This is a genomic window from Microbacterium sp. GbtcB4 (assembly GCF_019091465.1).
Lineage (GTDB): Bacteria > Actinomycetota > Actinomycetes > Actinomycetales > Microbacteriaceae > Microbacterium > Microbacterium paraoxydans.
The window spans coordinates 1-229 of sequence record NZ_JAGXJJ010000788.1 but is presented as its reverse complement, the minus strand read 5'-3'; the positions used below and the strand labels follow the sequence as shown (position 1 = coordinate 229).

Sequence of the window (229 nt, the reverse complement as noted above, 5' to 3'; positions counted from 1 at the left end):
GTCTGATGAGACCAGCTCGACGTCGAAGTGTTCGGACCACTCATCCCATACGCCGCGGCTTTCGCCCGGGAAAGCGACGAGTCGCGGGTCGTCGTGGGCATGCCGGTAGATCCGCGACTCGCCTGCGGACTGACCCGTCCCGGGCACACCTGCCTCGTACAAGCGCACCGGCACGCCCTGCTCCCGCAGCGCGTACGCCGTCGAGAGACCCACCATTCCGTCCCCGATC

The 229-nt window shown here is 67.7% G+C and carries 1 protein-coding gene; it reads right to left on the bottom strand.

Annotated features, from left to right (window positions below; all coding sequences use genetic code 11):
- Nucleotides 1-228 (bottom strand): FAD-dependent oxidoreductase (locus tag KVS71_RS19625; protein ID WP_368874990.1); only part of this gene is annotated, 228 nt, incomplete at its 3' end.
- Nucleotide 229: the final 1 nt, after the last annotated feature.